The sequence below is a fragment of the Maribacter sp. 2-571 genome (assembly GCF_050589625.1).
Lineage (GTDB): Bacteria > Bacteroidota > Bacteroidia > Flavobacteriales > Flavobacteriaceae > Pelagihabitans.
Genome location: NZ_JBNGOP010000041.1, coordinates 1 through 25302, shown reverse-complemented (window position 1 = coordinate 25302; position 25302 = coordinate 1). Strand labels below are relative to the sequence as shown.

The 25302-nt window shown below is 41.5% G+C and carries 20 protein-coding genes; 7 read left to right on the top strand and 13 right to left on the bottom strand.

Annotation, left to right across the window (positions count from 1 at the left end):
- Nucleotides 1–355: 355 nt before the first annotated feature.
- The 7 genes from ACRD7P_RS20055 to ACRD7P_RS20025 all read right to left on the bottom strand — a co-directional run bounded on the left by ACRD7P_RS20055 (nt 356) and on the right by ACRD7P_RS20025 (nt 9471).
- The gene (locus tag ACRD7P_RS20055) at nt 356–2440 is read right to left on the bottom strand and encodes a hypothetical protein (RefSeq protein ID WP_430909559.1); all 2085 of its coding nucleotides are present in this window, start codon (nt 2438–2440) and stop codon (nt 356–358) included.
- A 347-nt stretch (nt 2441–2787) separates the two neighbouring features.
- Nucleotides 2788–3402, bottom strand: coding sequence for an FISUMP domain-containing protein (locus ACRD7P_RS20050; protein WP_430909558.1), 615 nt, complete (start codon nt 3400–3402; stop codon nt 2788–2790).
- A 10-nt stretch (nt 3403–3412) separates the two neighbouring features.
- On the bottom strand, nt 3413–6079 hold the full coding sequence (locus ACRD7P_RS20045) for an ABC transporter permease (RefSeq protein WP_430909557.1): 2667 nt from the start codon (nt 6077–6079) through the stop codon (nt 3413–3415).
- Nucleotides 6076–6414 carry a PadR family transcriptional regulator gene (locus ACRD7P_RS20040; protein WP_430909556.1) on the bottom strand — a complete coding sequence of 113 codons (339 nt, stop codon included), beginning with the start codon at nt 6412–6414 and terminating at the stop codon, nt 6076–6078. Before ACRD7P_RS20040 ends, ACRD7P_RS20045 begins: the two co-directional genes overlap by 4 nt.
- A gap of 436 nt (nt 6415–6850) precedes the next feature.
- The gene (locus tag ACRD7P_RS20035; protein ID WP_430909555.1) at nt 6851–7906 is read right to left on the bottom strand and encodes an alpha/beta fold hydrolase; all 1056 of its coding nucleotides are present in this window, start codon (nt 7904–7906) and stop codon (nt 6851–6853) included.
- A 2-nt stretch (nt 7907–7908) separates the two neighbouring features.
- Entirely contained in the window at nt 7909–8517 is a 609-nt protein-coding gene (locus ACRD7P_RS20030) for a hypothetical protein (protein WP_430909554.1), read from the bottom strand.
- Nucleotides 8518–8541: 24 nt separating this feature from the next.
- Nucleotides 8542–9471, bottom strand: coding sequence for a hypothetical protein (locus tag ACRD7P_RS20025; protein ID WP_430909553.1), 930 nt, complete (start codon nt 9469–9471; stop codon nt 8542–8544).
- 684 nt (nt 9472–10155) lie between these two features.
- Between ACRD7P_RS20025 and ACRD7P_RS20020 the strand changes: the two genes are divergently transcribed.
- The 3 genes from ACRD7P_RS20020 to ACRD7P_RS20010 all read left to right on the top strand — a co-directional run bounded on the left by ACRD7P_RS20020 (nt 10156) and on the right by ACRD7P_RS20010 (nt 13484).
- Nucleotides 10156–11256 (top strand): serine hydrolase domain-containing protein, encoded by a 1101-nt coding sequence (locus ACRD7P_RS20020; protein ID WP_430909552.1) that lies wholly within the window; start codon nt 10156–10158, stop codon nt 11254–11256.
- Nucleotides 11257–11707: 451 nt separating this feature from the next.
- Nucleotides 11708–12712 carry a sensor histidine kinase gene (locus tag ACRD7P_RS20015; RefSeq protein WP_430909551.1) on the top strand — a complete coding sequence of 335 codons (1005 nt, stop codon included), beginning with the start codon at nt 11708–11710 and terminating at the stop codon, nt 12710–12712.
- A 10-nt stretch (nt 12713–12722) separates the two neighbouring features.
- Entirely contained in the window at nt 12723–13484 is a 762-nt protein-coding gene (locus tag ACRD7P_RS20010; RefSeq protein WP_430909549.1) for a LytR/AlgR family response regulator transcription factor, read from the top strand.
- Between the two features lie 175 nt (nt 13485–13659).
- On the opposite strand, the gene ACRD7P_RS20005 is transcribed toward ACRD7P_RS20010, so the two are convergent.
- Complete coding sequence (locus tag ACRD7P_RS20005; RefSeq protein ID WP_430909548.1) at nt 13660–14559, bottom strand: winged helix-turn-helix domain-containing protein; 900 nt, start codon at nt 14557–14559, stop codon at nt 13660–13662.
- 136 nt (nt 14560–14695) lie between these two features.
- Here ACRD7P_RS20005 and ACRD7P_RS20000 point away from each other — a divergent pair, with 136 nt between their 5' ends.
- On the top strand, nt 14696–15244 hold the full coding sequence (locus ACRD7P_RS20000) for a hypothetical protein (RefSeq protein WP_430909547.1): 549 nt from the start codon (nt 14696–14698) through the stop codon (nt 15242–15244).
- A 712-nt stretch (nt 15245–15956) separates the two neighbouring features.
- Here the strand turns inward: ACRD7P_RS20000 and ACRD7P_RS19995 are convergent.
- On the bottom strand, nt 15957–17237 hold the full coding sequence (locus ACRD7P_RS19995) for a hypothetical protein (RefSeq protein WP_430909546.1): 1281 nt from the start codon (nt 17235–17237) through the stop codon (nt 15957–15959).
- A 189-nt stretch (nt 17238–17426) separates the two neighbouring features.
- Between ACRD7P_RS19995 and ACRD7P_RS19990 the strand changes: the two genes are divergently transcribed.
- Together ACRD7P_RS19990 and ACRD7P_RS19985 are read left to right on the top strand one after the other, a co-directional pair.
- On the top strand, nt 17427–19838 hold the full coding sequence (locus tag ACRD7P_RS19990; protein WP_430909545.1) for a TonB-dependent receptor domain-containing protein: 2412 nt from the start codon (nt 17427–17429) through the stop codon (nt 19836–19838).
- A gap of 188 nt (nt 19839–20026) precedes the next feature.
- Nucleotides 20027–21130 (top strand): hypothetical protein, encoded by a 1104-nt coding sequence (locus ACRD7P_RS19985; protein ID WP_430909543.1) that lies wholly within the window; start codon nt 20027–20029, stop codon nt 21128–21130.
- Nucleotides 21131–21582: 452 nt separating this feature from the next.
- On the opposite strand, the gene ACRD7P_RS19980 is transcribed toward ACRD7P_RS19985, so the two are convergent.
- The 4 genes from ACRD7P_RS19980 to parS all read right to left on the bottom strand — a co-directional run bounded on the left by ACRD7P_RS19980 (nt 21583) and on the right by parS (nt 24456).
- Nucleotides 21583–22203, bottom strand: coding sequence for a DUF1266 domain-containing protein (locus ACRD7P_RS19980; protein WP_430909542.1), 621 nt, complete (start codon nt 22201–22203; stop codon nt 21583–21585).
- Nucleotides 22204–22389: 186 nt separating this feature from the next.
- Nucleotides 22390–23028 carry a DinB family protein gene (locus tag ACRD7P_RS19975; RefSeq protein WP_430909541.1) on the bottom strand — a complete coding sequence of 213 codons (639 nt, stop codon included), beginning with the start codon at nt 23026–23028 and terminating at the stop codon, nt 22390–22392.
- Nucleotides 23029–23464: 436 nt separating this feature from the next.
- Entirely contained in the window at nt 23465–23932 is a 468-nt protein-coding gene (locus tag ACRD7P_RS19970; protein ID WP_430909540.1) for an RES family NAD+ phosphorylase, read from the bottom strand.
- The gene (gene parS, locus ACRD7P_RS19965) at nt 23929–24456 is read right to left on the bottom strand and encodes a type II RES/Xre toxin-antitoxin system antitoxin (protein ID WP_430909539.1); all 528 of its coding nucleotides are present in this window, start codon (nt 24454–24456) and stop codon (nt 23929–23931) included. The genes ACRD7P_RS19970 and parS overlap by 4 nt, the downstream gene beginning before the upstream one ends.
- Before the next feature lie 189 nt (nt 24457–24645).
- Here parS and ACRD7P_RS19960 point away from each other — a divergent pair, with 189 nt between their 5' ends.
- Nucleotides 24646–25107 carry a lipocalin family protein gene (locus ACRD7P_RS19960; protein ID WP_430909538.1) on the top strand — a complete coding sequence of 154 codons (462 nt, stop codon included), beginning with the start codon at nt 24646–24648 and terminating at the stop codon, nt 25105–25107.
- Nucleotides 25108–25302 lie beyond the last annotated feature (195 nt).

Sequence of the window (25302 nt, the reverse complement as noted above, 5' to 3'; positions counted from 1 at the left end):
AATTCAACACTTTAATTTACTAAATATTCTGCTTTTTTCCTATCTAAAAAATTCTTTCTTTACGTCGAACTCACGTTTTTTAAGGAATTCATGAACCTCGTGCCTCAGTTTTATTACCTTATGAGAGGATACTTTTTAGAAGAAAAATTTGAAGATAGCGAAGTGCAGAAAAGGCCAGCGCTTCATCTCGCTCAAAAAAGAAAAGGTCTCCCAGACCTTCCCTTTTTATCCCGTTTACCAAAGCAAAGTTTCATAACGCAAGACATTATAGAAAAAAATGTTCCATAATCCGACGTTATGTAAAATTGCGATAAGTTATTCTTTAAAATTCTTATTCATGCTTAAGTTGTAGCCTCTAATCTCTTTGGATTTTTTCAACAAAAATACTTGGAATTTCACTATAATTTTGGGTTAGACTTTTTGCCTTCAAACCCTTTGAAATGGAAAAGATATCACCGCTGTAATTTTGGAATATGACATGAGGATAACCGAGTGTTTCTATTTCTGTGAGTTCGTTACTGTCGCGATTTAAAATAACAGCTTCTTTTTTATGCGGACTCTCATTTGTTATTTGCCAGTCTGGGTCGTTATTTGTGCCAAATATTTCCTGTCCGTCAATACTGGTACCAGACGGGTAGACCGGCATTTCAAACGATTCTAAAAACGTAAAGGATGCTGTAGAATACAAACTGTTTTCAGCTGAGTCCAAAACATACTCATCTTGAAAGTTAAATAAGGTTTTATCATTATTCCAGTTGTTAACCTTGATGCCTACCGTTTCCGTACTCAAAATAGTACCGTCCATATCAATGGTGTAAACCATACTGTTAGGTTCTGATGCGTGGCCTACAAGTAATCTATCGTTTTGCAGAACAAAAGCCTGATATCTGCCACTTCCATGATGCGCGCTAAAGTGAGGGCGTGAATCAACAAAGCGTAAATTCGTGTTATCTCTTTTTAAAGTATATATGGCATCACTATCCGTAATTATCCATAAATCTAGCTCTTCGAAATACGTGAAATCAGAAATACTAAATACTTCTTCGGGATCAATAGCATATTTGAATTCCATAGAAACAGCATCGTAAAAATATAATTCTATACCTTGGTTTATGACTATTTCTTTACCATTGGGAGAACGGGATAATTTAATTGGAATACCCGTTAGGACAGGAGGACTAACATCAGAAATACTTTCCGTCTGAAGGGTGCTATAATTGTAGCGATAAATGTTAGGATTATCATTATTCTGTCTGTTGCGTCCATAAAAATAAACTACAGGTTCTTCCTTATCAACTTCATAGCTATTAATCTGATCTAAGTCAATAACTTCGTCTCTTTTAAAGGGTACTTCCCAAAAAATGGTAACCTCGCTACTGGTTGAAGCGCTCTTGTTTCCAAATATGTTATACACAAAAACCCGATATATAGGATTCTTGAAATATGGTGGATTCGTATCGGTATATGCAGTAACAGCTTTATCATTTATCACTGCTATGGTAAATTCTTGGGGTGTACTGGTCGTTGCATTGTCAGCAACGACCACCTCGTAATGAGAAAAATATGGGGAATCGGATTCTTCCCAACTCAATTCAATTTGATTGTTCAATACTACGGGTTCGAACACGGAAACTGCCTCAATCTGTATGTTAGAACCAGGTTCAACTGTCCGTAAGAGGCTTTCAGCCAGTAACCCTTTGTCAGTATAAATTTTAATGAAATAGCAGAACTTTTCTGCAACTGGAGGTGAAAGGTCTGTGAACTCTGTTATTTCTGGATTTGTTATTGTAGTTATTAATTCTGAATTTGCTTTTGAACAATTGTCGCCTGCGCTTCTATATATTTCGTATCTATCAAATTGATTAAAACCTTGGTAAGGCTGCCATACAAAACTGATTAAATTTTCAAATGCTTCATCACCGTTTTGAACAAAGGATTCGGCTACTAAATCATATTCAGTAGCTTCGTATTTTTCGGCATACAGTACTATAACGTCCAAGACTCCATCTTCATCGATGTCAAACCTCGATTTAAATACAAGTTCTTCACTATTCAACTTGATTAGAACAAAATCATCAGATTGGCCTAATGCGCTTTTTAATGTAATGACACCGCTATTTAACTCATAATTCAGCCTGTTAATCTGGGGTTCACAAGCGCTACTTTGAAATAAATATTCAGTATAGGTGCCACCTTCGGAGTAAACGAAAAAGTCACGTCCACAATTTTCATAATTGACAGGCACTTCAACAAGCCTACCATCGAATTCGACCCCTAAAATAGTCCAAACCCCTTCGAGTTTATCAATTGACGAGGTAGCATCGGCACCGTTGTAAAAATTATCAATATTGTTTGTTTGGTCATCGTTTTTAGAACAACTAGCGAAAATAACAATCACGATGTAACATAAACAATTGACAAACTTTATTTTTCGCTTCATGGTACAAATTGTAATTTTCAATTTAATTCAAAATAAACTCTGTTTTCTTGCAATATCTGTTTAAAAGTTAAAATAATCAAATATGCAGGCTAAATACCATTTCATACAGATTACACTCCCCTCCTACCGTCGGCTTGCATAATAAGTGCTCTACTACCTTTTCAGAGAAATTTTTTAGAAGAAAAATTTAAAGATAGCGAAGTGCAGAAAAGGCCAGCGCTTCATCTCGCTCAAAAAAGAAAAGGTCTCCCAGACCTTCCCTTTTTATGCCGTTTACCAAAGCAAAGTGTCATAACGCGGAACATTAGATTTTATAAATTATAGTAAAAATAAGATGCTACTATTAGCTATTGATCTTTAGTACATCGTACCGAATTAGCGGCTGTAGCTTTATTACCGTTGTATCTTATCATTCTCTCCCAATCACTCAGAACCCAATCAGAAGCATATGCACCATTAATGTCTTCTGCCGACCAAAAAGTGGCATTTAGTTTGAAAGCGAAATAACCACTGCCTACAGTGCCGTGTCCATAGGGCATTGCAGCGAACAAGCTTTTATTGGTTCCTTGAGCCCATTGTTGCCATAATTCACTTGTACTCTTTAAAGCGTTTGCCGCTACGTTAACACCGCCAAACAGATCAGCTAACTGCCTCCATTCCCTATCATCTGGTAAATGCCAACCGTCCGGGCAAGCTTTCATTGCCGCAGACCAGATATAAAGTCTTCCCATAATCCCGCAGTTGGCGTCATAATCATCATAGCAATACGAACTTTCTGTTTTGTAGTTTAAGTTTTGCGCCATCCAGGTCATTGTGGATATCGAATCGTTACCGTGTTTCATCTCATAAGTGACCGTTTTGTAGACATAACCATCACGTTCATCAGTAAATGACCCTACTGTTTGTGCAGCCGCCGAAAACTGAAACAAAACACTCATACCTAAAATTATTCTTATACGCATCAGGTTGCTTTTATTGATTTTTTAGTGCGTCCGTAGGATTTTTTATAAACACCGTCCTGATCTGCCAGCCAATGGTTAAAAGGCCGATCGATAGCATTATGGCTAAACCTGAAAGTGAGTCGGACACCTTTATTTCAATTCGATGTATAAAATCGTTTAGCACCATACGGTCAACAATATATAGTACTAAAGGAATAGCTATTGCGCTTGAAACCAATACAATAATTAAAAACTCATGGGAAAGTAACAGCAATAGATTTTGCAATCTTGCACCTAAGACTTTTCGAATACTGATTTCTTTTTTCCTGCTTTCAAGGGTATAAACTGCCATACCTAGCAGCCCTAATGTTGAAATACAGATGGCTAAAAAAGCAAGAAAGGAAACAATTGTAAAAGTCGTTTTTTCACGTTCATACACCTTCGCTATCTGGTCGTCATAAAAATGCGCCTCAAAAGGGTGGATAGCATCATGTTTGCGATACGCGACTTCTAATTTTGCTAAGCTGCTTTGTAAATTTGCACTTGAGATTTTTACATTTAGCGATTTGTATTGGCTTGCTTCATTGGCCTGCACAAAAGCGAACGATTCAAATATTTCTTTGGTAAGTGCAATGCTAATAAAGTCCTCAACCACGCCTTGTATTTGAAGTGAATTACCGTTATGCAAAATAGTTTTACCAATGGCATCAGCTGCTGAATCTACCCCTAAGGTTTGTAAGCCTTTTTCATTAATAATGACGTGATTTTGAGTTTGCCCCTCATCCAATGACCTTGTAAATCCCGAACCTGCGAGAAATGATAATTCGTGCATTCTCAGGTAAGAACCATCTACTTGATTCACTAAAAAGGGTGTTGGCTTTGGATTGTCTTTTGACATTACCATCCCGACGGACATGCCATCACCTCCCACGCCCAATACCCAAGAAGACTTTGAGGTTTCAAGAACCTCGGGTAGTTTAGCAATCTCGGCTTCAAGCAGGTTGATGTAATCTCCTTCTATGGGAATGTTTACAATACTTTCGGTAGAATATCCTAAATCGTAATCCAAACTAAATTTGTATTGCTTAAACACTAAAACTGCACAGACGATGAGTCCTATTGAAATAGCGAATTGAAAACCGGTCAACACCTGTCTTAGGTTAACACCTTTTGAAAAAAGTGTAAACTTACTGGCATCCTGAAATGCATTGAGGGCCTTATACTTTGAAAGTAAAAATGCGGGCTGAAAACCTGCAAGCAGGCCAACAATAAAAGTGAAACCAATAAAATACACTATAAGTATGTAATTGATTTTTAGGGAAAACATATCGTGACCCATTGCAGCCGGATTTGGCAGGTCGAGAAATTGCGGTCTTATTAGATAAAACAAAGCCAAACCCACCACTAAGGCCAAAAATGCGAGAACCAAGGCCTCCATAATAAATTGTGTAAAAACTTGAGACCTGCTGGCACCCATTACTTTTCGGATTCCAACTTCCTTTGAACGCTTCAAAGCACGGGCCATTGACAGATTCGTATAATTAAAACACGCCGATATGAGTATAATCAGCATAAGGCCCAGCATAATTTTAATTTTACGTTCGGAAAACATGGGCCCCATTCTATTCGCATAGGTATTGCTGGTAACGAACGTTTCCATAGGTTGTAAAGAATGCCTAATGGGATGCTCGATTGTTTTATTATAATCTCCCATAAGGTTGGCCATCGCACCAATAATATCTTCGGTTTTGGCCTGTTCGTTTTGCAAAAGGTAAACCGATACATCGTTCGTATTGTCAGGACTATTGATATCATTTGCTGTTTCACTGAAAGGTTTGACCACTGTGGATAAAGAGACCAGTACATCAAAACGCATATGGGAATTCATTGGGGGGTCGGCCACAACGCCCGCTATGACAACACTTTTGAAGTCTCCATTTTCTTCTACGTTCAAAACCTGACCAATGGGGTCGGCATCGCCAAACAGTTTTCTTGCCGAAGATCGGGTCAATACAACACTATTGGGTTCAGAAAGTGCGGTTTGTGGATTACCTTGTAACAGGTCAAAAGAAAACACATCAAAAAAAGAAGCTGAGGCGTAAAACCCGTTGATGCTGATAGCTTTTCTTTCGGTAATAAAATCCGCTGAAAGCCTGTCCGCCTTCATAAAAACCACTTCGTCAATACCTGGAACCTGCTCTTTGAGTTGATTTCCAATATAGTAGGAAGCGGTACTAAGCTGTACCTCCTCGCCTTTAGTGCCTTGAACCCGGTTGGTCGTAACCTTGTATATCCGGTCTTTTTGCGTATGAAAATCATCAAAAGAATAGCGTTCGGAAATGAGTAAAATCATTAAAATACCAACAGCTATGCTTAGGGACAGACCGAAAATATTGATTGCTGAAAAACCGAAGTTCTTTTTTAGACCTCTAACAGCTGTTTTGAAGTGGCTCTGATACATACCGGCAGGACTTATTGAATAATTCCAAGCCAAGCTTTTAATTAAATTAGGCCTCAATAGCTTGAATACTTCAATAACATAGCGCCAATTTGCTCGAACTGTAGAAGATTCTTGTCTGTTGATGTGGTAAGTTTCTTCGAGGTCCCCTTCAATTTCTTCAATATACTCCCGCTTTATAAAGAGTCTCAGGAATTTTAGAGCCCAATGTGGCGGCATATTTTTCTTTTTCTTACTCATATGCCTAGCAAGCTGAATTTAGGTTGAGGGATCGATTTCCAAAGCGCTTCTCTTATTTCCTTTATTTCATTAAGTACTTTATGGGCATAAGAAGTGGCACTATAAATGCGTTTTCGCTTCCCTCCTCTTTTGTTGGTCGCTTCACCAAATTCCGAAGTCAAAAACCCTTTTTGTTCCATTCGTTTGAGAGCAGATTGTATTGACCCTACGCTCAACGTTTGATTCAACCTTGTCTCAAGCTCTTTTTTTATTTCGACACCATAAGCTTCTTCCTGTAATACAATTACCGTGAGCAGTACTAATTCTTCAAACTCTCCAAGTTTTGTTTTCTTCATTTTTCATATTATTCGTAATTGCAATAAATATACAAATTTATATTATTCGTAATTGTAGTTTTAATGATTGATGGCACACCATAGTCCGGCATTAATCTTATATGTTAAGCCGACCATTCCATACCCTTTTTGCACCTACTCCCCTGCCCTTTACTCCTTGGGTTATTATTTTTAGAAATAGGTTTTCGTGGATCTTGTACCTCGGTTTCAACAAAAAGCGTATTCCATTACATTTTTAAGGAAACTTTTTAGAAGAAAAAAAATAGAGAAACTATGTATCATACCTTAGCTTTTTCCATAGCTAAGGTATATCATGCGGAACACTCAAGAATAGATAGGTCTATAGACGCATCTCCGATCCAACACCTTAGCTGTACGCTATAATTAGTTGTCATGTAAAATTGCGAACAGCCAATTCCCAACACTTTCGAATGGTTTACTTATGCCTATTGATAAACGCAATCACCTTGGCTGAAAAAAGATCGGGCTCGTTCAACATAGGACTATGGGCCGATTTCTCAAAAATGAAGAGTTCTTTCTCGTTAGCGCCCAAATTGTCAAAAGCCTCTTGGGCGAATACGGTAGGGACAACAAGATCGTATTTACCCCATAATACGAGGGAGGGTATCGTAATTTCAGCTAAGCTATCCGTAAATGTAACCTTCTGAAAAAGCCCTTGTTCATCAATTAGAATATCTTGTATTTGGGCGCTGTTCCAGCGTATTTTTGAAAGGTTGTTCGATGGTTGATCATCGCCATAATCCGCTTTTGGCGCATTAATGACATTGTCCGCCTCCAGTTTTTGTTCTCCTTGATGTGAAGCGATATTTAATTTGCTAAATCCCGTTAAACTATTTGTCGCATCGGAATTTTGGACTACATCCAACGTGTTTTTCCAAAATTCAATAGTATTCCCCAAAGCGATTTGCTCATTTGCTACCCTTGGTAGGACCGTCCGATATGCGGCATACAGCCCTTTCGGGTCATGCGCACCGGCAACATTGATATATCCGGAAAAGAGGTCCTGGTTTTTTAATAAGGTCGCCGGCCCTAACGTACCTCCCCAACTATGGCCCATTAAAAATAGTTTGGAACCCTCGCCGTATTTCGCCTTTATCACCTTTGCCAAAGCCACAACATCTTCGGCCATGATATCGATGCTTACCTCCTTTTCGGAGTAATTCCCCTGCGCATTATTATGCCCTCTTTGGTCAAAATAGACCACCGCGTTATTTCTCTCGATTTCGGTTCTAATGGAGTTTACCCGGTACCACAATCCGTTTCCTCCGGGCCCACCATGCAATATGATCAGGAACACTTTTTCAGCGGCATTACCATGGATATAAGCGGGCATATCGGCTTTTTTATGCCGCACGAAAATAGTTTCGTCCAGCTCGTTAAGGTTTACATCCTCCTTGGAACAAGAGACGATACCCAGTACCATGAGAGCGATAGCAATTCGTTTTATGTGGTTTTGTATGATTTTTTGCATGATTATTTCTTTTTAAAATTAAAACGATGACCGTATTGTACGGAGAAAGTGGGCAATGTACCCGCATTATAGGGTGTTCTTAGGGTACAATTCAAGTTAAGATACCAGCCTGAACGTCTTTTTTCGGGGCGATCTCTTCCGATACCAATGGCAACGGACGGTGCGTAGTAGCTTCTTCCCGGAAATTGAACCTTGGAGACTTCATCTCCTTTTACCTCAAAAGTTTCCGGAAGAAAGGAACGATAATAGCCCAACGGATTGACCTCTAAGTTCCACTGCCATCGTTTTGGACTTGTTCTTCGCCATATAAGCCCATAATGGGTGTGTAGGCCATTGTCCGTTCGGTTGGTAAAGTTTGTAACATACCCTATACTTCCATTGAACAAAAGTTGATGGGTGATGGTCTTTGGGCCTTTTCTTTTTTCTTTGACCCTAATTTTCTCCTTCCACAGATATTCGGCACCGAGATGCAGTCCGTTATCAGAAAAAACATTTCCATGGTACCCTATTTTAAATGCCGTCCTTTCTAAAAAGGTGGCACCATCAAATTGGCTTTGGGCCTGAAAATGTACAGCGTAAACGAATAGAAATATAATGGTATATTGTTTCATCTTTTTGAATTGTGGAATTATGGGCTAGAGGACTATTTCAATTCCGAAGGCCGCTTTAAAACCTTGTACGATGAACTCTCCAAAAGTGGTATCATGATCTCCGGGTCCAGCAAGTATTTGGGCGTTTTTCGACCTTAAAAACTGAATTTCATCATCGGTAAGACGCCCGACGGCCTGATCCATCTCCCCATAAATGTAAGTGAGGTCCGATAGGTCTGGAACGGTATTCAAAAGTTGGGTGTACCGGTTCATCAAAAATCCGGCACCGATCCTGTTTAAATTTCTTTCTTTTACGCTGGGATTAGGGTCCGCTGCTATGATGGGCGTAACCCCATTTTCAAAAAATCCACCTTTTCCTTCGGCCGCCCCTTGCCAAATAATAGCGTTCATATCCAATCTACCCGAAACAATAAGATACTTGTCAGCACTGTCGATTCCTTTTTTTGCAATAAGGTCCTGTGTTACGAACGCGCCAAAAGAAAATCCTAAAATATAAACGGTCCGGCCCTGGTTTTTAAAATAGGCGGTCACTTTGTCCAATGCCTCGATACTTTGGGTATTGAAGCCAACCGCCAGGTCCAACGTGATGTCATTGCCTTTTACGATGGTAGAATCCAGGGTTTGCGCCTGATGTACCGTTACGGTCAAAATTTCCTTTGGAATGAGAAGTGGTGAAAAATCGTCTACCAAATCGGTTGCGAATGCGGTACTGGGGCCACCTGGCACAGTGATCAGTACCGTAGCGGCCTTTTCATCACCTTTAAAATATATAAGGTCTTTGATGTCCTGGGATATTTCGGTAATCGCAACGGCAGGTTCTTCTTCCTTTACCGGGGGCTCGTTATCGTCATTGGAGCATGAGACGGTTAGGAGGTATAAAAGTGTCATTAAAATCACTTTTGAAATTGAATGATGGTAGTCGATACTTTTCGCTTTTAAGGATATTGTTTTCATTATTCTGTTTTTTAATTTATTTGTGGAAGTACGTACTGTAGTCAAAAATGAAAGGGTGTTTTTTGGATGTCTTTCAAACTTCCCAACTACTGCATTGCACCTCCAAGGACAAGGCAGGTTTTAAATAGTTGCACGATCGGGAAACATCCAAAGGGATGACTTAGTGCTTGTAAAACGAATTAACAAGAGGTAAAGAGGTGCTCGAAGAATGTTTGATTTCTGGGGGAATTGCCCGGTATTGGGCTTGTGCAGCGTACGATTTTTCCAAGAGTCCAGAAAAAAACTTAGGGAAGTAAATCCTTTAAAAGGAATTTAAGGGAATTGAAGAATACTGTTCTTAGCGCCAGAAAATGAGGAGCCCCTATTGTTTTTTGCAACCGAAACCGGAAAAATTCAGGTTGTTCGTTCGAAGCCAATTTGAAATTGCAATTGATAAACTAGGAGCATTTTCATCCCGTTCTTATCGATGCTTTTGCAAATAAGCAGGCCATGGTTTTTTAAAGGAAAAACACAAAAGGCATTGGTGTTCAATAGGTCGATCACTGTTCAGATTTTAGGACAAAGGGTAACCTTAACCCAATTTTCAAGTACTTCAACCTGTAATTCGGCCTACTTAACTGTTCTTGTTTTTGATACCTGTTGTTCATGGATATCTTGCAGCCATCAATCAAAAAACGATCAATTATGGTATTCATTTTTAGTAGAATTGCATCATCCCTTGCGCTAACCTTATGTTTGTTACTTTCCCATACAGCGCATACCCAAACCCGTACCGCCCCAAAAACCTTCAAAAACCTGGTCGGTAAAGAAGTTTCTTCCGCTACGATAACGGCATTCGTTCATGAAAACATGAAACTGGCTGGGGTACCTGGGCTCTCCATGGCGATTATAAATGATGGGGAAGTGGTTTACCATTTGGTCGATGGGTATTCCGACGTATCGGCAAAGCAGAAGGTGTCGGACAAAACCATATTCGAAGGGGCCTCCCTATCAAAACCGCTATTTGCCTATTTCGTTATGGGTTTTGTACAAGAGGGAACACTGGATCTGGACAAGCCGCTTTACCAATATTTACCCTATGCGGACATTGCCGATGACGCGCGATATAAAAAAATTACGGCAAGAATGGTCCTCTCCCACACCACCGGATTTCCCAACTGGAGATCGGACCATGAGGGCGATAAACTGTTCATTTCATTTGAACCCGGTAGCGCTTTTCAATATTCCGGGGAAGGCTATCAGTATTTGGCCAAAGTACTGGCCCATATTTTGGACACCGATGATGCTGGACTGGAAAACGCTTATCAAGAGCGCGTGGCACAATCCTTAAACCTGGAATACACCAAATTTGTGCAAGATGCTGAAAATTTAAAAAACAAAGCAAATGGTTACATCGATGAAAAGGTCGTTGCCGAAGATGAGGACCCAAAAACATTCGGAGCCGCATTTTCGATCCATACGGAAGCCATGGATTTTTCCAAATGGTTGATCGCCTTGATCCAAAAAGAAGGCTTGGCCGAAGAAAGTTATGAAACGCTTTTTGAAACACAGGTGGTACTGCCCGAGGGGCATCCACAGACACAGGCCGGCGTAACCGACTGGACGCTTGGTTTTGCAAAAGCTACCATGCCTTTTGGCAACGCCTACGGGCATGGCGGAAACAACCCCGGATATACGAGCATCTTTATAATTGCCCCAGAGGCAAAGTGGGGGTATGTAATGTTCACAAATGCCAATCAGTCCCAATTACCAATGTCAGTGCTCCAGCATTTAATGATCCCATAGCAAATTACACCATTTCTGAGGTTAAATTACGCAAATAAAAACCAGGGATTTTTTGGGTAGGCGAAAAAGAAAAATCCATGCATAGCCGTAGCCATGGTTAGCTTTTATTGAACTCATTTAGACTTTTTGGATTGAAGCGATCCCGATGCTTCGGGAAGTGATTTAAAGGCCTGTTGAAGACTTTTTTGAGTTTCATAGCAGGGCTACGAGAGGAAAAAAGGCAGGGCCGAAAGAAAAAGCCAATGATTTGGCTTTTGATGAGGAGCCGGCCGGCGCGTCGAGCGAAAAAGGACAATTTTTTAGCCAATTAAAAAAGTCTAAATGAGTTCCTTTAGAAGCATACACGGGAAAGAACAATTTTTAATGGTAATTTAACCTCAGAAATGGTATTATATTCCGGGCGAACAAGATAAATGGTATCTTGTTTTTCCTAGGGAATAAACGCAGCAATATGAACAGTTTAAAGTTCAATACATCCGATTATAAATTCATCCTATTTTACTTTATAGCCGGATCGATATGGTTGGTATACCGATGGAATGTTCAGGACTATTCCTTTTTCGAAATCGCAACGGGATTGCCCGGATATATTATCAAAAACCTGCTTTTACTCTTCATTTTTAGATGGCTTATCAATGAATACTTGGTGATTAGAAAAAACTATCTGATTTTTATCGTGTTGGCTTTTTTTACTTGGGAAGGCGTTGGTTTTTTAGATATGTGGAGGGATTATTATACGGCCGAAGTACCATGGGAATTGCCTTCTGCCCAAATAATGCTCGTTCAAAACTTTAATAGGGGCGCCGATGCGTTCATGCTGCTCGGTTTAGTACTGGGGAAAAAGTATTACGAGAATAAACTGGACAACATCAAACTTCAAAACAGTCAGAAAGAATTGGAGCTCAAAGTGCTTCGCTCGCAATACGACCCACACTTTTTATACAATAGCCTGAATACGATCGATGCGTTGGTGGAGTATTCGTCAAAAGAAAAAGTAAAGGAGTATATTTCACATTTAGCGGCACTGTACCGCTATTTGATCCATACCAAAGATGAAGATGTAGTACCCTTGGAGGATGAAATTGCGCTGGCAAAAAACTACTTTTATTTGATAGAAACCCGTTTCGGAAACGATTACGATTTTGAAATCATCAAAAACAGACAACCATTGAACAACTATTTGCCGAACGGATCGCTGTTGACGGTTTTGGAGAACGTAGTAAAACATAATGCCGCTTTGGATGGCAATACCATTTCCACCAAAATTTTTATTGAAGAAAGCTTTATAAACGTATTGAACACTGTTTCCAAAAAAGAGGGGAAAGTAGAATCAATGGGAACGGGCCTGAAAAACTTGAAGAAGCGATATCAGCTGTTAAGCGACCAAAAAGTGCAAATTGAAGCCACCGAAAATAGCTTTTCCATAACCTTACCTTTATTGAGCCTAGTGCACTAGTACGAAAAGAATGATGCGAATACTCATAGTTGAAGACGAAATACCTGCCAAGAAAAAATTAGCGAAGTACTTGGTAGATTATTTTGGGAAATCCGTTGCTTTGGAAAACGTTAGAACGGTAAAAGCCGGTATCGCGTTATTGGAAAAGAATCCGGATTATGATCTGATCCTCTCGGATATAAAACTTTTGGACGGAAATGCTTTTGATATCTTTCAAAGTGTCAATACCAAAACCCCGATCATCTTCTGTACCGCCTATGATGAACATTTGCTGGAGGCTTTCCAAGCCAACGGAATTGCCTATATCTTAAAACCCTACCAAAAGAGCGACTTGGAGGCGGCCTTGAAAAAATTTGATATACTGTTTGAGCCCAAATCGCTGGAAAAGAATATCTACGATCAGCTTAAAGAAGTATTGGAAACCAAGGATGAACACTATAAAAGACGTTTTGCCATAAAAAAAAATGATGGGATCAAATTGTTGGAAACTTCGGAAATTGGGCTGATCCAAGCCAATGGGGATTTCTGTAAGCTATTCGATTCCAAGGGGCAATTGCACAGTATTTCAAAGAGCATCGGTGTTTTGATCAAAGAACTGAACCCGAAATATTTCTTTAAAATAAATCGCAGCCAAATTGTCGGGGTCGAACATATCGAAAAAATTGAACCCTATTCAAGCAACAGACTCGCTTTGCGTATTAAAGGCCTTAAAGAACATGTTGTTACCAGCGCCTCAACGACCAAGGAGTTTCGTATTTGGCTAGAAAGTTGAAGGAAGAAAAAAAAATACAAAAGGTTACGCGCTGAGAATGGAATGCCCAAACACATCCGTTTACGGTGTATTACTTTAGGTTCTTGTATTGGAACACCTGTAAACGAGGACATTTCTGTAGTTTTTCGGTCTTGTTTTTTGAACACCAAATACAAAGCGATAGTACTCCCCATGGCTATACGGCGATGACAAGCTTATACCCCACCCCTCGAATGTTCATTATTTTTACCTTTGGGTCGCCTTCGAATTTCTTGCGCAATTTCGATATAAAAACATCCAAGGTCCTACCGACATAGTCCCCCTCGTCTCCCCAGACCTTGTTTAAAATGACCTCCCGTTCCACGATGGTATTCACCGCTTCAAAAAGGACAAGGAGTAGATTGGCCTCTTTGCCGGTTAGCGCCGTTCTTTGGTCTTTATACAATAGCTCCGTATTCCTGGTGTCAAACCGGTATTCGCCCAAAGCGATCAAATTGGGGTCGTTATTTTTGTAGCGTCTTTTTTTCCACAGATAAACAAGGCCACCAAGGCTAAAAACAAGCAGTACTATCAAAAGAAAATTGGTTACAGAACCCGTTTGGGAAGACGATTTGTAAGGGGTACCTCGAACAACGTCATTCGCCGATGCCATTGGTACCTTCGAAGCGATAAAAGTAATCAAAAGCGAATAGCACGCTTTGGGTTGTACCCTTGATTTGCAAGGGATAATATTCGTTTGTTCCGAATCGCCCATGGCATAACTATACATTACGGCATTGGTCTCGCATTGCACAATTTCCACAACATAATTGGATGGCATCCCCGTTTCGTTGACAACTGCATCAATGGTTGCTACCAGTTCTTCAGGGTAGAATTCAAATTCGGATTCGAATTGGATCCTAAAGCTATCATTCTCCTTTTTTATGGGCAATATTCGGGAAACACTGTCCCCTGAACGCAATAGAATGCGATGCCCCATCATTCGCAATGCCGCTTCTATATGCTTTTCGTCCTGAAATTGTGAAACGCCTTTCGAAAAAAACAACAAGAAGCACACAAAAGTGAACCCGATTTTATTAAACTGTTTTGTGGCCATGTTACAAAACTATTTATATCGGAGAAAGTTTCAATTGTTTTACACAAAATTTACATCATTTTACATTTGGTTTACCTAGCAAACCCCTTATCCACGTTAGCTTTGACAACAATAACAATACTAAAACATATCAGATATGAAACAGACGTTTTTATTTTTTTCAGCAGTACTTGTAGCCCTTTTATTAATGGCGTTTGGTGTGATAGGCGGTAACAATTCGGATGAAAATCGGGTAGCACCATCGGTTGCCGAGCATCTTGTTGTCCGCACACCGGTGGCCGTTACGGCAGCGGAGAAAGTCATACCCGACTTTATCTATACCATACTACCGAACGAACAGGCAAATGGTGGGATGTCCAGATATGTTGCCCCTGTTCCCGAAAAGCAAGCGCAATATGAAGGCGGTAAGGAAGCACTTGTCGAATATCTCAAAGAAAATACAAAGGAAGTACGGGCCGTGGCGGAAATGGATAAGCTACGCCCCTTCAAGTTATCTTTTAGAATCACCAAAAAAGGTGCTATTAAAAATTGTATGTTAGATGGTACTTCCGGGTATCCTTCCATAGATACTGCAATGTTCCAACTCATCACTAAAACCCAGAAGAAATGGAGACCAGCTGAAAATTTAAAAGGCCAAAAAACAGACCAAGAACTGGTCATTGTTTTTGCACTGGACGGGTGTTAAATTTGCTTTTATCCTTGGCATAAAAGGCTTTTACATTTTTTTGTTTTTAACGCGGACCGAATAGGTGGTGAAAACCGCGGTTTCGATGTCCTATCCTGCCGGCCCTTTCAAACAGCTTCGCGAAAAGCGACCAAACTCCTCTTTTTAGGGGTTACCATGGGCAATCTTAGGCGTTCAAGCTCGGGCAATGATTGTATTTGGGAATGTACCGGTAAAAGACGAAATATTAAAAAAAGGTCTCCTAACCATGGTCGGGATACCTTTTTAAACGAAACGATGGGTATATTTATGGAACTACCAGACACCTATCGTTCAATGATGGCGCTTTATTAAGCCGTACCAATACCTTATAAAAATACACGGCGGCTTTGGCCCTTGTCGTAACACGGGCTGGCAGTGAAGTAAGAGCTGTTCGCGTAGTTCACTACCATTTTGTCGGCAGTAGCGTTTACTACGACATCTTCTTTCCAAAGGATTCGTGCACGATCACCGAGCAATTGCAAGAAATCTTCGTTGCCAGTGGAAAGTTCTAGACCATGGGCCAGGGGCCACCGTCATCCAGAGTTTGGTAACGTGTTTTTCCGGTCTAAAACCACTACTGAGAAAAACGGTAACATATCCTGCCCGTACCGCTTTTAAAATGTTAGCTTGTACCCAATGGTCGAGATGCCGTAAAATAGTAACGACCCGCTACCTCCCCTTACAAAACTCCCTATTTTACCAACGGCCAATCGAAATATGCTTTTTCTTCGTTTTTCAAGGATAACGACCGTATCGTACCGGTGCCTTCAAAACGATAGATAAGTCCGTGCATTTTGTTTATTCTTCCGCCCATCGGTAATGAGATTGCTTGTTGACCATTGATCATTATGGTAAGCGTATCGTTTTTGAAAATACACCTTAGCGTGACCCAATCCCCAAAATCGACACCAAATTTGGACAGGTCGTTACTTTTGCCGCTGATGCCTTTGTTTAAATGGTACAATTGGAGGTCGGAAATACATCCCATCCGGGAAAATGGGATAATGATGGCTTCCCCTTCCATAATCAGCGTTACCGACGACATCTGGCACACTTCAAGATTGGTCGTTGCCGTATTTCTGAATTGGGTTTCCACTACCAGATCGTTTACCCGAAGGTCTCCAAAACTATCAACGTAGCGAAAGGCGGTGCGTTGCATCTCGTTTTTGGAAGGAATGCCGTTTTGCAACAAAAGGGAGTCGGTCAAGGCCACGATACCGGGCTTGGTGATTGACGAATCGTTCAAGTACACTGTTTTTTCCGGAGTCTGTATTTTCCCCCACCAACCATCACTCGTTATCAGCACCCCATGCTCTTTCACCACTTGGTCCTGAACCACTAGTTTGGCCTTAAAATAACCGGGATCATAATATATGGAGGTTGCCACCGAATCATTTTTTTTGACCGTCTGCCTTTTGGTACGATCCCAACTTTGTTGAATTTCGACCTTTGCATTTTTTGGCGCACTTGCTGCCCGATACGCGAACACTACGGAGTTGGGCAGCCCTTTGGTCACTTTTCTGCTTGTAAAATAAAAATCATCGGGATTCAGTTTGGCCTCCTTGGAGGAATAAGAAATAGCGATCAAAGCGATCAACATAAAAATCGCTCCTGAAGCAAAGATCATGGAAGGTCTCGATTTGAACGGTGGCCACTTGAACCCTGTCCTCTTTTTTGGTCCTTTTTTGTTGGATGCTTTCGGGTGGGTCAGGGTCATTTTGAATGCCCTGTAATCGGTATGTCCTAAAAATTTGGCAAGGGTGTTCAAAGTAACATCGCTCGGTGAGGAGTCATATTTGATGCGGCCCCAAACCCGTTTTAGCGTGTTGCTGCTGATGTTGGTTTTTGTACGTTCCAAGATTTGACCTGCCAAGGTGTCAAAATCATAGGATGACCAACCGGTAGCGGCTCCCCACTGCAATTTTTCTTCGATCGCTTTCAAAAGTGCGGTAAGCGCCGTTTGATGCTCCATATCCATCGCCTTGTTTTATTGTGTACGGTTTTGTACGGACTTGTTAGCCCTTTGTACACGGGTCTTCACGGAAGGAAGATACATTTGTTCCGTAGCAAAGATATAAAACTATGGCACTTGTTATCGTTCGTTTACGGCCATGAAAGTCACAAACCTGAATAAACCCCAATTCACATAAACTTTTAGAAAATGATACCGAACATCAGATTTTTACCAGTTGTTTTTCTATCGCTGTTTCAATTTGGCAATGCCCAATATCAGGTTTCCGGAACGGCTATGGATACTAATGGCAACCCTTTGGCATTTGCTAACATCCTCTTACTACGGGCGACCGATAGCAGTTTTGTTTCAGGAGGTATTTCGGATGATAATGGAACGTTTGAATTGGACGCTAAAACGACCGGGCAGTATATGGTCACCGTATCGATAATCGGATATGATGATTATAGTTCTCCGGTTTTTGATTTGTCCGCTACCGGACCTTCTTATGCTTTGGGTACCATAACCCTTACCGAAGGGGCACTTGCACTTAACGAGGTACAAGTGGTGGGCAGCAAACCCCTAATTGAAAGAAAAATAGACCGTTTGATCATCAATATTGCGAACAAGGTAAATACCGGGGGCAGTTCCGCCTTGGAAATTTTGGAACGTTCTCCCGGAGTGGTCGTCGACCGTCAAGGCAATTCCATCGCTATGCTGGGTAAAGAAGGTGTCAACATCATGGTCAACGGGAAGTTGCAGTATATGCCCGCCGATGCCTTGTTTTCATATTTACAGGGTTTGGACGCCGATACCATTCAATCGCTAGAGTTGATTACTACCCCACCGGCGAACCTTGATGCGCAAGGCAATGCGGGATACATCAATTTAGTGCTCAAATCAAATCGAGATGAAGGGTTCAATGGCGGCTATTCCGTAGCTGCCGGTTATGGTCGTGGAGAAACCGGAAATGCAAGCATCAACTTCAATTATCGTAAAAACAATATCAATCTCTTTGGCGGGTATAGCTACTTGCGCAACGGACAGGAACAGTTCACTACCTTGGACAGAAGAACGGGCGTTGGGTCCGATTTTATCGAAACCGAATTTTCCAGTACGCGTGATCCAGTGCAAAACAACCATACGTACCGCTTGGGTATGGACGTCACTACCGGCAAACGGACCACTTTGGGGGTACTGTTCTCCGGATATGCAAACAATTGGGACATGAACGCCACTAATATCACTGCCATTCGACCGGCAGGAGCACCCGATACCTTGGCACGTTCCCTAAATATTGAAGTAAACGATTGGCGGCATTTGCAATCCAATATCAATATGTTGCATCGCTTCGATAACGGGGCATCGTTAAATGCGGATATTGATTACCTAGTATTCGATAATCAGAACCCCATTACTTATGACCTGCGATTTCAGGATACTTCGGGCAGCGTTATTTCAGATCAAGACCTTCTTAGTGAAAAGGATACGCCGTTCCAGATCGTTGTGGGTAAAGTCGATTACACTGTTCCGATAAGTGAAAAGGCAAAACTGAGTGTCGGGGCGAAATATGTGGCCTCCGATTTCGAAAATCGCGTAGCACTATCGGAGAATGGCGTTACCTTCCCAAATTTTACTTCGACCAGTGATTTGACCGAAACGATTGTTGCGCTATACGGGCAATCGGAATATCAATTTTCCGAAAAAACGATTGTAAAGGGCGGTTTGCGTTATGAAAGATCCATTACCACACTAAATACGACCAATGGAGGAAACGTTGTAGACAGAACATTGGACAATTTCTTTCCAAGTCTCTATTGGAATCAAAAAATCAATGAAAGGAGCAGTGTCAACCTATCCTATAGCCGAAGGATCAATAGGCCTTCTTTTAGTGATATGGCACCCTTTATCATATTTCTGGACCCGAGTACATCCTTTGGTGGTAATGCAGGTTTACGACCCGCATTGGCAAATACGTTTCAAGCCGCCTATACAAGGGGAAGTATCAGTCTTTCCGCCCAATATTCCGACGAGGATTTCACCCTTGTCAGGTTCCAAAATCGATTTGATCCAAATACGAATACACAACTCATCGTTCCGGATAATCTGTACCGCCAAAAAACGGCTTCCCTTACCCTGTCATTTCCGTTAAAGGTGACCAATTGGTGGAAAATGCGTTACTTTTCTACCGTACTCTGGCAAGAGTCGACTACCACGGAAGCATTGGGCACTTATACGTTCGACCAAACCAATTTCAGGATAAACACGAACCAAACCTTCAGCCTTGGAAACGGATTTACTACGGAACTTTCAGGCTTCTATCAAAGCCGTTCGTTACTGGGCAATATCACCTTCGAACCCCTGGGCATCTTTAACTTTGGAATACAAAAAAAGTTTACGGGAGGAAGCCGCTTGACCTTTAACATTTCCGATGTTTTTAATTCCTTGGAGCGGTTAGGTTTTACCGACATCCCCGATGAAAACATCTTTATCGAACGTGCTTTCGATGCCAGCCAGCGCACTTTTAAACTAACCTATGCCGCAAGTTTTGGAAACCAAGGAGTAAAAAAAGAGCGCAAAAGAAAAACGGGCGCCGATGAAGAAAAAGATAGAATAAACTAAGAAGTGATTTAGACTTTTTGGATTAAGGCGAAAATTCATGATTTTTTGCCCTTTTGAAGCCTTTTTTGAGTTGCATAGCAGGGCTACGAAAGGAAAAAAGGTGAAAAAGTGTGAAAAAGAATCATTTTTTAGCTAATTGAAAAAGTGTAAACCACTTCTTAAAATAAAAATCACTTAAATGAAAACACATGAAGCTTAACAACAGTATTTTATGGCTATTTACCTGTATGGTAAGTATAGGGATTGCGCAACAGAAAAAAGTAGTGATCTTGGAGGCCGACGCCTGGGAAATAGAAGCCAAAAACCATGCCTTTAAAAAGCATCTTGGTAGGCATGCCCTTTTTTTGGAAGAAGGCAAGGCACGAGCGAAAGGTGCCGTTTTTAAAACGGGCATTATCGAGTTCGATGTAAGCTTTGAACAAATACGGAATTTTGTAGGGGTCCATTTTCGTATCCTGGATAAAGCGAATTATGAGGAATATTACTTACGCCCCCATCAATCCGGTAATCCCGATGCCATGCAATATACCCCGGTTTTCAATGGAAATGCCGGTTGGCAATTGTATACTGGTGTAGGCCATTGGGCTGCCAAACACTTCAATTTTGGGCAGTGGATGCATGTAAAATTGATCGTTGCCGATAACCGGGCGGATGTATTTATCGACGATATGGAAACACCGGTATTGCATATCAAAGACCTAAAAGGGGAGCATAGGGCCGGAGGCCTCGGTTTTGGCACATTTTTGGGAAGTGCATACTTTGCCAACTTGACGTATGAAGCAATAGAAAACCCAAAATTGACCGGTAAATCGGAGGATGTATTAAAAACGCGGGCTACCACCATTAGGGATTGGAAGGTATCGAAAGCGTTCGCGGCCGATGCGCTGAAGGGCATACAAGAGCTAAAGGAATTGGATGTTCCCGCCGATACGCCAATGGAACCGGATGCCCTTGGAATACTGAACCTTTCAAAGGTAGCGGCCGTCGGTAAAGAAACGAACACGCTATTGGCCAAGGTGCTACTGGAATCCGATAAGGACCAGTTGAAAAGGATCGACTTTGGCTATAGCGATCAAGTAACCGTATTTGTAAACGGAAAGCCCGTATATTTTGGCGACAATAGTTTTAAATCGAGGGATTATCGGTATTTGGGAAGTGTTGGTTATTTCGACTCTGTGTTTCTGGAACTGGAAAAAGGTAGTAACGAGGTCGTTTTTGCCCTTACCGAACGCATGGGCGGTTGGGGCATTATGGCACGACTTCCCGATTTGGAAAACTTGAGGGTAAAGTAACCGAAAACAATAAAAATTAATGATATGGGAGAACCGTGGGGGCCTTTGCTCCCACTCCCCTATCTTTCAAATGGATAATCTAAGCATTGAAGGCCTGGGAAGGTTACCTTTTGATTCTAGTTTAACCTATACGCCACGCCGATAGCACCGGGTAGGTACCCTTCTTCCCTGTCATTTTTTGTTTTCGATTTGACGGTGCGGTTTCGTAGTAAAACATTAAAAAGAAAGCTATGTTGCCCAGTACCAAAGCAATTTCCCCCATATTTTACGATACAATATGGCAGCGCCTATGCCATTTGGGTATAGGGAAACTTCTCCGTCACTAAAATAGTGTTGAAACAATTAAAGCCATGGCCATGTTTCAGCATGCCTTAACGATTATTCTAATACCATTTCAAAGTTAAAATGGTATAATATCCTTTTAGCGCTGTGGCGGCGGAAGACCACTGTAATCAATCCTTTAGCGGCAGGTACTTGTAAATGGAGTTGTCGTCGCTTTGGATCGCGTTTACCAAATTGTTGAACTCGGCGAGATCGGGAGAAGTAGGGTTCCATTCCTTGCGCCCTTTGTTAAAATCACCGAAGTATGTTTTCCAATCCGGATAGTTTTGTTGTGCCAATACCAAGGTTTGATCAACGTATGCTTGCGCTTCCTCTTTGGTCAAATACCCAGCACCATAGCCCAAAGCTGCGTTATTGACCAAGCGCGCATAGTCCCAAGCCTTGAAAGTATACGGCTCATCACGAAGGCCGTCAAGCGTTTCGGTAAGCCCCTTCTTATCGGTAATATCCCAATAATCGGATAGGGTTTCCACACAAATTTTCGATTCGGCTTCCGTGAAAAAGAAAATCCATGTTTTTTTATGCAAGGCTATGGTCTCCTCTTCGTCCGTACTTCGGTCGTACCCCATATAGGTTTCAATTTCGGCCTTGCCACCATAACTTTTTACGATATACGGCCCGGCCAACATAAACCCTTTGAGCACGCTATCGGGCCGATCGGATCGTTCGGAACAGGATAGCAAAAAGGACGATGCAAAAACAAAAAGGAATACGCGATAGACTACTTTCATCTTTAGGATGTTTAGGATTGACAATGTTATAAAGTTATGATAAAAGTAATGCCCTTGTATGCCGATGCATTCCCTGAAATCAGGGATTTGTCGAATTGCCACAAGAAAATGGTAATGTTATGATTTGTAGGTCAACATTTTGTATCGTTAACGTACCCATAAATAGACGAAATATCGTTTTTACCCCTAGTTGGCAGGTACTTCCAAAAGATTCAATTTGGAATATCCCGGAGGTCGTATATCGTTCATACGCAAATAGGTAATTGCTTGTGCCCGATGATGCGCGGTATGGCTCTCGCCCCGCAAAACAAGATCGAGGTTCGAATGACCGGCCAAAAACCATGGTTTTGTCTTTTTTGTCCCTAAGGATAGTTGTCCATCATTCAATTTTTCGAGGTTGGTACAAACAAAATCAAAGGTTGCCCGAAGATAGTCGGTAACCATCGATTTTATGGTGGTGGTCTCCCGTTGTTGAAAAAAATCGGGTTGAAAAAGGTTAACGGGATCCGGACGGGGAATAAAAAAAGCCGCTTCTTTCAATGTTTCGTAGTTGGGATAGGTCTCAACGTCCGCGAGGATACCGACATACATATTATTGGAGTACCCAATGTGCATAAAATGTTGGGCAAAAGTGTATTGCTGTTCAGAAGGGGCATATTCCAATAGCGCATCCGGCATTGCGTTCCACACCGCCATGGTATATGCTTCGTTCGCTTTCCATCTTTTGATCAAATTTTCAACGAGCGTTCGGTCTGCCACTGGTTTTGAGGAAAGCAATACCAATGGGCTCCATCCCGCTAGAGTGAGAAATACGCTTCTGTGCATGTCAATTTGTTTAAACCCGGATTATGCATTAGAACTTCGTAATGAAGCTTTTAGCTGCGATAAAATATGACATTTTATGAATGTAAGCATAGCACCGCTACGGTTACATTTAAAAATGTAGCGCAGCACCATATTTTGAAGTAGCTGGAAGCTGTAATAGATTTTCTAATGCATAAAGCGGGTTAAAGGGTTATGGGACAAAGATATATCGATAGGGACATCATGCAGGGTTACGGATGCCAAGTACTATCGGAATGGCCGAAAATCAAACGGTACTAGTCCTTTTGTATCCTTAGAAGATCTATTCTTTTAATAAGAACCAGTGCATATTGCGCATCGCTAACGGCACTATTTATCACCTTATACCATTTTAGTTTTGAAATGGTATTACGATAAAAATGGACCAAGTAAGGTTCAAATACCAAAAAGAAAGTAGTTATCGTTCCGTTGTAAACAGTCGGTGGTCAAAGCGAAAAGGGTGTGTGGCCGTGATCTTTAGCTGATCACTGTTCTTATGCAAAGGGTTGATCAAATAGTTTACATCCCCTGGAACGACCACCGAGGGTACTTCCAAAACTAGGTGTTTTGCGTTCTTTATAAAAGCGTCCCCTATTTGTTGGGTGATATGGGAAGGAGGGAGTGAGTCCCAAGAAGTGCCTTCCAAGCTGTCCAAGGATACCTTTTGTATTTTTACTTTGGGAAGGGTAATCGAAATTACAAAGAAGCCTTTCGGAAGTATACCGAAGGGGATATGTACCGCTACCTCGGTCATGGCAAGGGCAATGGATGAGGCGGTATAGAGCATTTTTGTGCCCTTACTGTTCCAGCGTCCCCCAAAAAGTTCCGCTCCGGTACCGGAAAGGTCTTCCCTATATTTACCCCTAACGATACGGTATACCGTCATGCCAAAATACCGTGTTCTATTCTTCCCAAAGCATCCTTGACCATTCCCAGTCCAACGGAAGTATCCAGCAGGGTAATCGGGCAAACCCCGCCCATACCAACATTTTCATGGGTCAACCAGGAGTGAAAGGAAGCCGTAGCGCCAAAAACCGTTTGGCCATAGTGCATCAGCTGTTGGATTTCGATTATTTTCTCCGTCTGCTTTGGAGCGAAGGTTTTGTTGTCTTTTTTATAGCGCATCAAGGTACGTGGTGTAGTGTCCAAAACAATGGCCCAATCCTTTTCCTTTAAGGGCGTTTTTAACGCAATACTTTCAAACGTCTTGTAATCGATACCACCGCGAATTACGGCTACCAACAACAACCCGCGTGCATCGTCGTTCCAGTCGTAGGATACCGCGGCCAAAAGTTCACTTGGTTTGGAAACCGCTTCGCCGGAGAAAGGAACGGGAATATCCTTCCCTGTCCTTCCATATTCGGAGGGGGTAATCGATTTCCGGGGGGCTTTTGGTTTTTGTAACGACATAGACCTTATTTAGAAACTAAAGATAGCATTATTTAACGACAATTGTCATAAATAAAACGACATATTTCAGAATTATTGTTTGAATCCCTCTCGTTATCTGAACGATATCACCGGAAAATCGTATCTCCCTACAGGGATAGATAGAAAGACACGATCGAAAACCTACCTTAGGGCAAATGTAAATCCACTATGCTATTGCCAAACTATTTTTTTCGGAAACTCCTACTGGGCGCCTTTGTATGCTGCTGCGTTACGGCCTGCAAGACCGATGACCGTTTTACACCGATTACCGGCGGAAACCCAAATGATCGTGCGCCGAGTGCTCATGGTTCCCTGATCGGTACCTGGTATCTGGAAAAACGATTTATGGAGGATGGCACCGAACATATACTCGGCGATTGTGATAAAGAACGAAAAGCCACATACAAGGCCAATGGAACTTGTAGTCATGAACGGTATACCACCACCGAAAATGGTTGTGCGCTCTCCGACGCTTATAGCTGCCGTTATTCCTTTGAACTGGGAATCATCACCAGTACCTCTGTGGAGTATGGTACGGTAAAGTCCATAGTGAAATTTCCCGATGCCAATACCCTAGCGGTTTTTAACAACTTGGGCGATAAGGTGGCGGAATATAGCAGGGTCAAATAAAGGTTGTGGATAGGATATCGATTTCAACAACGAACTATAAACGATTGTGTTTAATGAATGGTACTTGTCCCGCTAGGAAACGGCATATAAAAGTCTTTGGAGAAATTTCGGCCTACTGAACTAGGGCGTGTTAACACAAAATAGGTATCTTTGTTAAATGGAATTGACGGATACCCAATTTGAAACAATCAGCTC

Coding starts and splice junctions, on each gene's coding strand:
- ACRD7P_RS19985 (WP_430909543.1), top strand. CDS start 20,027: ATGAAGCTTAACAACAGTATTTTATGGCTATTTACCTGTATGGTAAGT.
- ACRD7P_RS20020 (WP_430909552.1), top strand. CDS start 10,156: ATGGTATTCATTTTTAGTAGAATTGCATCATCCCTTGCGCTAACCTTA.
- ACRD7P_RS19975 (WP_430909541.1), bottom strand. CDS start 23,028: ATGCACAGAAGCGTATTTCTCACTCTAGCGGGATGGAGCCCATTGGTA.
- ACRD7P_RS19960 (WP_430909538.1), top strand. CDS start 24,646: ATGCTATTGCCAAACTATTTTTTTCGGAAACTCCTACTGGGCGCCTTT.
- parS (WP_430909539.1), bottom strand. CDS start 24,456: ATGTCGTTACAAAAACCAAAAGCCCCCCGGAAATCGATTACCCCCTCC.
- ACRD7P_RS20040 (WP_430909556.1), bottom strand. CDS start 6,414: ATGAAGAAAACAAAACTTGGAGAGTTTGAAGAATTAGTACTGCTCACG.
- ACRD7P_RS20055 (WP_430909559.1), bottom strand. CDS start 2,440: ATGAAGCGAAAAATAAAGTTTGTCAATTGTTTATGTTACATCGTGATT.
- ACRD7P_RS20045 (WP_430909557.1), bottom strand. CDS start 6,079: ATGAGTAAGAAAAAGAAAAATATGCCGCCACATTGGGCTCTAAAATTC.
- ACRD7P_RS19980 (WP_430909542.1), bottom strand. CDS start 22,203: ATGAAAGTAGTCTATCGCGTATTCCTTTTTGTTTTTGCATCGTCCTTT.
- ACRD7P_RS20030 (WP_430909554.1), bottom strand. CDS start 8,517: ATGAAACAATATACCATTATATTTCTATTCGTTTACGCTGTACATTTT.
- ACRD7P_RS20005 (WP_430909548.1), bottom strand. CDS start 14,559: ATGGCCACAAAACAGTTTAATAAAATCGGGTTCACTTTTGTGTGCTTC.
- ACRD7P_RS20025 (WP_430909553.1), bottom strand. CDS start 9,471: ATGAAAACAATATCCTTAAAAGCGAAAAGTATCGACTACCATCATTCA.
- ACRD7P_RS20015 (WP_430909551.1), top strand. CDS start 11,708: ATGAACAGTTTAAAGTTCAATACATCCGATTATAAATTCATCCTATTT.
- ACRD7P_RS20050 (WP_430909558.1), bottom strand. CDS start 3,402: ATGCGTATAAGAATAATTTTAGGTATGAGTGTTTTGTTTCAGTTTTCG.
- ACRD7P_RS20035 (WP_430909555.1), bottom strand. CDS start 7,906: ATGCAAAAAATCATACAAAACCACATAAAACGAATTGCTATCGCTCTC.
- ACRD7P_RS20000 (WP_430909547.1), top strand. CDS start 14,696: ATGAAACAGACGTTTTTATTTTTTTCAGCAGTACTTGTAGCCCTTTTA.
- ACRD7P_RS19990 (WP_430909545.1), top strand. CDS start 17,427: ATGATACCGAACATCAGATTTTTACCAGTTGTTTTTCTATCGCTGTTT.
- ACRD7P_RS20010 (WP_430909549.1), top strand. CDS start 12,723: ATGATGCGAATACTCATAGTTGAAGACGAAATACCTGCCAAGAAAAAA.
- ACRD7P_RS19995 (WP_430909546.1), bottom strand. CDS start 17,237: ATGGAGCATCAAACGGCGCTTACCGCACTTTTGAAAGCGATCGAAGAA.
- ACRD7P_RS19970 (WP_430909540.1), bottom strand. CDS start 23,932: ATGACGGTATACCGTATCGTTAGGGGTAAATATAGGGAAGACCTTTCC.